The sequence below is a fragment of the Mycobacterium sp. THU-M104 genome (assembly GCF_049197365.1).
GTDB lineage: Bacteria > Actinomycetota > Actinomycetes > Mycobacteriales > Mycobacteriaceae > Mycobacterium.
Genome location: NZ_JBMIOP010000260.1, coordinates 21,831 through 27,897 on the forward strand (window position 1 = coordinate 21,831; position 6,067 = coordinate 27,897).

6 protein-coding genes and 1 pseudogene are annotated in these 6,067 nt (G+C 68.3%); 4 read left to right on the forward strand and 3 right to left on the reverse strand.

The genetic code is table 11. The features are described 5' to 3' along the window. Positions 1-27 precede the first annotated feature (27 nt). Together ACOJVU_RS19085 and ACOJVU_RS19090 are read right to left on the reverse strand one after the other, a co-directional pair. Positions 28-999 (reverse strand): hypothetical protein, encoded by a 972-nt coding sequence (locus ACOJVU_RS19085; RefSeq protein ID WP_421531199.1) that lies wholly within the window; start codon positions 997-999, stop codon positions 28-30. Further along, positions 996-2,012, reverse strand: a complete 1,017-nt coding sequence (locus tag ACOJVU_RS19090) for a hypothetical protein (protein ID WP_421531200.1) — start codon at positions 2,010-2,012, stop codon at positions 996-998. The genes ACOJVU_RS19085 and ACOJVU_RS19090 overlap by 4 nt, the downstream gene beginning before the upstream one ends. 174 nt (positions 2,013-2,186) lie before the next feature. Between ACOJVU_RS19090 and ACOJVU_RS19095 the strand changes: the two genes are divergently transcribed. From ACOJVU_RS19095 to ACOJVU_RS19110, 4 genes and pseudogenes are all read left to right on the forward strand, one after another. Further along, entirely contained in the window at positions 2,187-2,990 is an 804-nt protein-coding gene (locus tag ACOJVU_RS19095) for a hypothetical protein (protein WP_421531201.1), read from the forward strand. 107 nt (positions 2,991-3,097) lie between these two features. After that, complete coding sequence (locus ACOJVU_RS19100) at positions 3,098-3,997, forward strand: class I SAM-dependent methyltransferase (RefSeq protein ID WP_421531202.1); 900 nt, start codon at positions 3,098-3,100, stop codon at positions 3,995-3,997. Between the two features lie 25 nt (positions 3,998-4,022). After that, positions 4,023-4,937, forward strand: coding sequence for a class I SAM-dependent methyltransferase (locus ACOJVU_RS19105; protein WP_421531210.1), 915 nt, complete (start codon positions 4,023-4,025; stop codon positions 4,935-4,937). A gap of 203 nt (positions 4,938-5,140) precedes the next feature. Beyond that, positions 5,141-5,239: pseudogene (locus ACOJVU_RS19110) on the forward strand (ADP-ribose pyrophosphatase); the annotation flags it as partial. A gap of 56 nt (positions 5,240-5,295) precedes the next feature. On the opposite strand, the gene regX reads toward ACOJVU_RS19110, so the two are convergent. After that, complete coding sequence (regX, locus tag ACOJVU_RS19115) at positions 5,296-5,979, reverse strand: two-component sensory transduction protein RegX (RefSeq protein WP_421531203.1); 684 nt, start codon at positions 5,977-5,979, stop codon at positions 5,296-5,298. Positions 5,980-6,067: the final 88 nt, after the last annotated feature.

Here is a 6,067-nt window from a genome sequence, read left to right on the forward strand (position 1 = left end):
TGTGGTTCCGCGTAGGTCCGGTGGTATCTAGCTCGACTGCAACGACAGCGCCAACGGCCCCAGCGTGATCAGCGCCCCCACCACGACCGCGATCAGCGTGCTCGCGATGTCCTCGGTTTTGCGAACCACCCGGACGCCGGCCACCAGCCCGAGAATGACCAGGACCGAGAGCACCAGCGCGACGATGCTGTTCCACCGCCACAGCTGGTCGAAGGCAATGAACAACGCGGCCCCGAACGCGACCGCCAGGATCGACTGCACGACGACCACGCTGCCGCGCCACAGCGCCTCGAGCCTACCCGGTACCCCGGCCTCGTTCGGGCGCTCCTCGGCGGCGACGTCGGCGCGGCCGAGGTCGCGATCTGCGCCGCTTTCCCCCGCGCCGGTCCCGCGGCGCTGGCGGGCGAGTTCGTCGGCGAGCGTCTGCCCCCCGAACAGGGTCGAATCGTGCAGGTAGGAACGCACGAACGCGGAGTCTTCGTCGTCCAGTTCGGCGTCGCGCACCTCGGTGTCCATGACGTCGACGGGCATGCCGGCGTACTCGCCGACCGGGTCGGGACTCATCTCCTCGGCCCCGGATTGCTGCCCGGTGTCGGGTTCGTCGGCTTGGCGGACAGGCCGCGGATAGGCGCTGCGCTCGGGCCCCGAGACGGGCGCGGGCTGCGGCGGTGACTTTGGCCAGCGCGGCTCGGGCTCCGACCAGTAGGCCTTATCGTGCTGGTCTCCGGTGGCGAGTTCGCCTTCCCGCGCGGAGGGGGACTCGGGGGCTGCCGCCGCGGGGTTACCGTCAGCTTCGCGTCCGGGTTGTTCGTGGTCGTCGCGGATGACCGGGATGTCACCGGTCAACTCCGCGACCGTGACCGTGTCGCTGTCGCCACGCCGACGGCGACGGCGCCGGGTGACCGCGGGGGCGCCGATCGTCCCGTTCTTGGCCAGCAATTCGGCCACCGAGATGGGCCGAGTGCTGGGGCCCTCGGTCTCGGAGTGTGGTCCACTCATGCTTTGTTGCCTCTCGATCGGTTCGCCTTCCGATCCCCCACCCGGTCTCCAGCATCGCGCACCGCGGTCTCGACGAGAGCCGTTCCGTCGGCTTCACTGTCGAGTTTGCGCAAGATGAGTCCCTCTCGCAGGGCCCACGGGCAGATATCCACCGTTTCGATCGACAGCGCTCGCATGCTCGCCTCCGCCACCAGGGCACCCGCCACGATCTGTGGTGCTCGTTCGGCGCTCACCCCTTCCAACTCCGCGCGGTCAGCGGTCGTCATCCTAGAGATGAAAGATATGAGTTGTCTGAGGCCGTTGGCGGTGAGCGTCCTCTTGACCCGCGGCCCGGCCGCCGAGGGTGCCGCCCCGGTGAGCCGCGCCAACGAGCGAAACGTCTTCGACGTCGCCACCGCCAGATCCGGAGCGCCCGCTTCCAGGACTGCGACGCCGGCATCGGCCAGCTCGGAATCCAGCCAGTCGCGCAGCATCGACACCCGGCGGCGGCCCGGCGGGTCGTCGGGCAGCCACTCCCGGGTCAACCGCCCGGCGCCCAGCGGCAGCGACATGGCGACCTCGGGCTCTTCGTCGACGCCGCTGGACAACTCCAGCGAACCGCCGCCGATGTCGAGGTTGATGATGCGGCCCGCGCTCCAGCCGTACCAGCGGCGCACCGCCAGGAAGGTCAGCCGCGACTCGTCGACTCCGCGCAGCACCTCTAGTTCGACGCCCGCCTCCTTGCGCACCCGGGCGAGCACGTCCTCGGAGTTCTCGGCATCCCGCACCGCCGACGTGGCGAAGGCCATCAGCTCCGCGCAGCCCGAGCTGTCGGCGATCTTGGCGAACTCCTCGATCGTGGAGATCAGCTTCTCCGCGCCGCGCTTGGTGATCTTGCCCGAGCTGTCCGTCGCCTCGGCGAGCCGCAACGTGGCCTTCGTCGAACTCATCGGAGTCGGATGACCGCCCCGGTGGGCATCGACAACCAACAGATGGACCGTGTTGCTACCCACGTCGAGCACGCCCAATCGCACGCAATCAACCTAGCGGGGCGACGATGCGGACCGCGTAGCGGTCCGCGGAGGAGACAGGCAATCAGCTCCGGCCGGGCGGCATGAGCAGCGTTGGTCGACCCGCCCGGATCCCGCAATTCACGGCCGCCGGGGTCCGGGTGTCGGCAGGGCGACGGGCCCGAATCGTGGTCTACCGTGGGGTCCGTGCCGAACTCGGACGCCCGCCCCGGGCAGGAAGTCGATTTGGACTTCGCCCGTGAATGGGTGGAGTTCTACGACCCCGACAACGCCGAGCACCTGATCGCGGCCGATCTGACCTGGCTGCTGTCGCGCTGGACGTGCGTGTTCGGAACCCCGGCCTGCCGCGGCACGGTGGCGGGACGCCCGGACGACGGATGTTGCTCGCACGGCGCGTTCCTGTCCGACGACGACGACCGCGCCCGACTGGACGACGCGGTGACCACGCTGACCGACGACGACTGGCAGTTCCGCGACAAGGGCCTGGGCCGCAAGGGATACCTCGAACTCGACGAGCACGAGGGCCAACCGCAGTACCGAACCCGCAGACACAAGGATGCGTGCATCTTCTTGAACCGGCCCGGCTTTCCTGCCGGCGCGGGTTGCGCGCTGCACAGCAAAGCCCTCAAGCTGGGTGTCGCGCCGCTGACGATGAAGCCCGACGTCTGCTGGCAGCTGCCGATCCGGCACAGCCAGGAATGGGTGACGCGGCCCGACGGCACCGAGATCCTCAAGACCTGGGTCACCGAATACGACCGCCGCGGCTGGGGCTCCGGCGGCGCCGATCTGCACTGGTACTGCACCGGCGATCCCGGTGCCCATGTCGGCGCCACTGCAGTGTGGGAGAGCCTGGCCGACGAACTCACCGAACTGCTGGGCGCCAAGGCCTACGCGGAACTCGCGGCGATGTGCACGCGGCGCAGCACATTGGGGCTCGTCGCGGTGCATCCGGCCACCCGGCTCGGCGACAGCGTCATTTGAGTTCTGCTGCACGACAATTCGGTGACAACTGGCGGCAGCTGGTGAGCCTCGGCGCCCGCGTCGGCCGGAAGGGGGGTGCATGGCTCCAGGGTGCAATGATGGGTGATATGGGAACAGGGCGACGCCGAGACGACGACACCTGGGATCTGGCCACCAGCGTGGGCGCGACCGCGACACTGGTTGCCGCTGCGCGGGCGGTTGCCGGCCAGACTGATCGCCCGCTCGTCGACGACGCGTTTGCCGAGCCGCTGGTCCGCGCCGTGGGAATCGAATTCTTCACGCGTTGGGTTGGTGGGGAACTCGACGTCTCCGACGACGAGTGCCGGCAGGTTCTTCAGTGGTTTGTCGACCTCATGGCAGTCCGCACCCGCTATTTCGACGAGTTTTTTCTCGATGCGACAGCAGCGGGGATCCATCAAGCGGTGATAGTCGCCGCCGGGCTCGACGCCCGCAGCTATCGACTGTCCTGGCCGACGGGAACCACCGTGTTCGAGATCGACCAGCCGCAAGTCATCGCCTTCAAGAACGCCACGCTCGCCGAGATGAACGCTGCGCCGACTGCCGACCTGCGGGCGGTGCCGATCGACCTGCGGCTGGACTGGCCCGCCGCGCTGCGTGAGGCCGGGTTCGAACCCCAGCGGCGAACCGCGTGGATCGCCGAAGGCCTGCTGCCGTTCCTGCCGCCGGATGCCCAGGATCGGTTGCTGGACAACATCAGCACGCTCAGCGCCGCCGGCAGCCGGCTGGCCGCGGAGATCTTCGTGCCGCCGAGCCGTGACGTGATGCAGCCGCTCCGGAAACGATGGGGCGATCAAGGCTTCGACGTCGAGCCCTCCGACCTGGTTTACGCCGGCCAACGTCACGACGTCGCGACATACCTGGCTCAGCAGGGCTGGCAGACGGTCACGACGCCCCTGAGCCGGTTGCTCGCCGACAACGGCATGGCCCCGGGTACGGCATCATCGCCGTTCGCCGGGAGTAACTACTACACCGCGATCCGAACCTGATGCGATCCCAAGGGAGGCGATGAGCGTGCCCAGAACCGACGATGACACCTGGAACATCACCGAAAGCGTGGGCGCCACGGCGTTGGAGGTCGCCGCGGCACGGGCGGTGGAGAGCGAAAGCGAAAACCCACTGATCAGCGATCCCTATGCGCGGCTCTTCCTCGACGAGGCCGGCGCGGGAATCTGGAGCCTGTTCGCCCAGCCGACGTTGCCCGACGACGCCGACGTACGGGCTCAGCTGCAGGCGATGGTGGACTTCATGGCTGTGCGGACGGCGTTCTTCGACCAGTTCTTCATGGCCGCCGCACACGCCGGGGTCAGACAGATGGTGATCCTGGCCTCGGGTCTGGATTCACGGGTCTGGCGGCTGCCGTGGCCGGACGGGATCACCGTCTACGAGGTGGACCAACCGCAGGTGCTGGACTTCAAGACCCGCACGCTGTCCCGCCACGGCGCCCGACCGGGTGCGACGCTGGTGCGTGTACCGGTAGACCTGCGCCAGAACTGGCCTCAGGCGCTCCGCGATGCCGGTTTCGACCCGGATCGGCCGACATGCTGGTCGGCTGAGGGACTGCTTCGGTATCTGACGGCGTCGGCGCAGGACCTGTTGTTCGAACGCGTCCACGCACTCAGCGCTCCCGGCAGCCGAGTGGCCACCAATGCCGTCGGCGCCGAGGCGTTCGATCCCGAGTGGCTGGCACGCCAGCGCGACCAGATGGATCGCCTGCGTGCGGCCGCGGCCCGGCTTGTCAACAACGACGTCGTCGACGTCGAGGAGCTCTGGTACCCGCAGGAACGCACCGACGTCGGCTCCTGGCTGACCGACCACGGCTGGGTGGCGACAACCACGCCCCTGGACGACTGGCTGACCCGGTACGGCCGCAACCACACGGCCAAAGATCTCATGCCGAACCTATTCGTCTCCGCGCACCGCCCTTGACTGCGGGCCGTGGCGCCGCCCGGAGGTGAACCCACAGGTGTCGATCATGGCCCTGGCGCAGGCCGTGGCCGACGAGGTCGTGGCCGCCCGCTGATCGAGTGTGAAACCTGGGCGTCGGGGGGTGAATCCTGGGCGGCGACACGCCGGTGGAAGCCGCCCTGGGTGCACGCTCAAAGCCCTCGACGCACACTGGGTGAACGCCGATCCCCGACTTCATCGTTGAGCTTCGGCACTCAGTCGGCCATGCGCCATTGTGGTTGGGCGGTAGCACGGCTGTCACAATCCGCGACCGCAAAGTCGTTGCCGGTTTTCGACACGAACAGTTCCCCGCCGGCGGCCCAGCCGGGCCAGACCTGGGCTAGCCCTCGAGCTTGTAGCCCAGCCCCCGCACCGTCACCAGGTGTACCGGGTTGGCCGGGTCGGCTTCGATCTTGGACCGCAAGCGCTTGACGTGGACGTCGAGCGTCTTGGTGTCGCCCACGTAGTCCGCGCCCCAGACCCGGTCGATCAGCTGCCCGCGGGTCAGCACCCGCCCGCTGTTGCGCATCAGGTACTCGAGAAGGTCGAACTCCTTGAGTGGCAACGTGATCGTGTCACCGTTGACCGAGACGACGTGCCGCTCGACGTCCATGCGCACCGGCCCGGACTCGAGCACGCCGTCGCCGATCTCGGCATCCTCGTCGCCGCCGCGCCGCAGCACCGCGCGGATGCGGGCGATCAGTTCACGAGCCGAATAGGGCTTGGTGACGTAGTCGTCGGCACCGAGTTCCAGACCGACCACCTTGTCGATCTCGCTATCGCGTGCGGTCACCATGATCACCGGGACGCCGGATCGCGCGCGCAACTGCTTGCACACGTCGGTGCCGGACATGCCGGGCAACATCAGATCGAGCAGCACGATGTCGGCGCCGGTTCGGTCGAACTCGGCGAGTGCGGCGGGCCCGTCGGTCACCACGGTGGCCTCAAAACCCTCCTTGCGCAGCAGGAAGGCCAGCGGATCGGCCAGCGACTCCTCGTCCTCCACGATCAGCACAGTGGTCATCGGCGCCATTCCTTCTCATCGCTGCGCTCTGCATCGTCATCGGCGCGGGTCATCGGCGCCATTCCTTCTCATCGCTGCGCTCTGCATC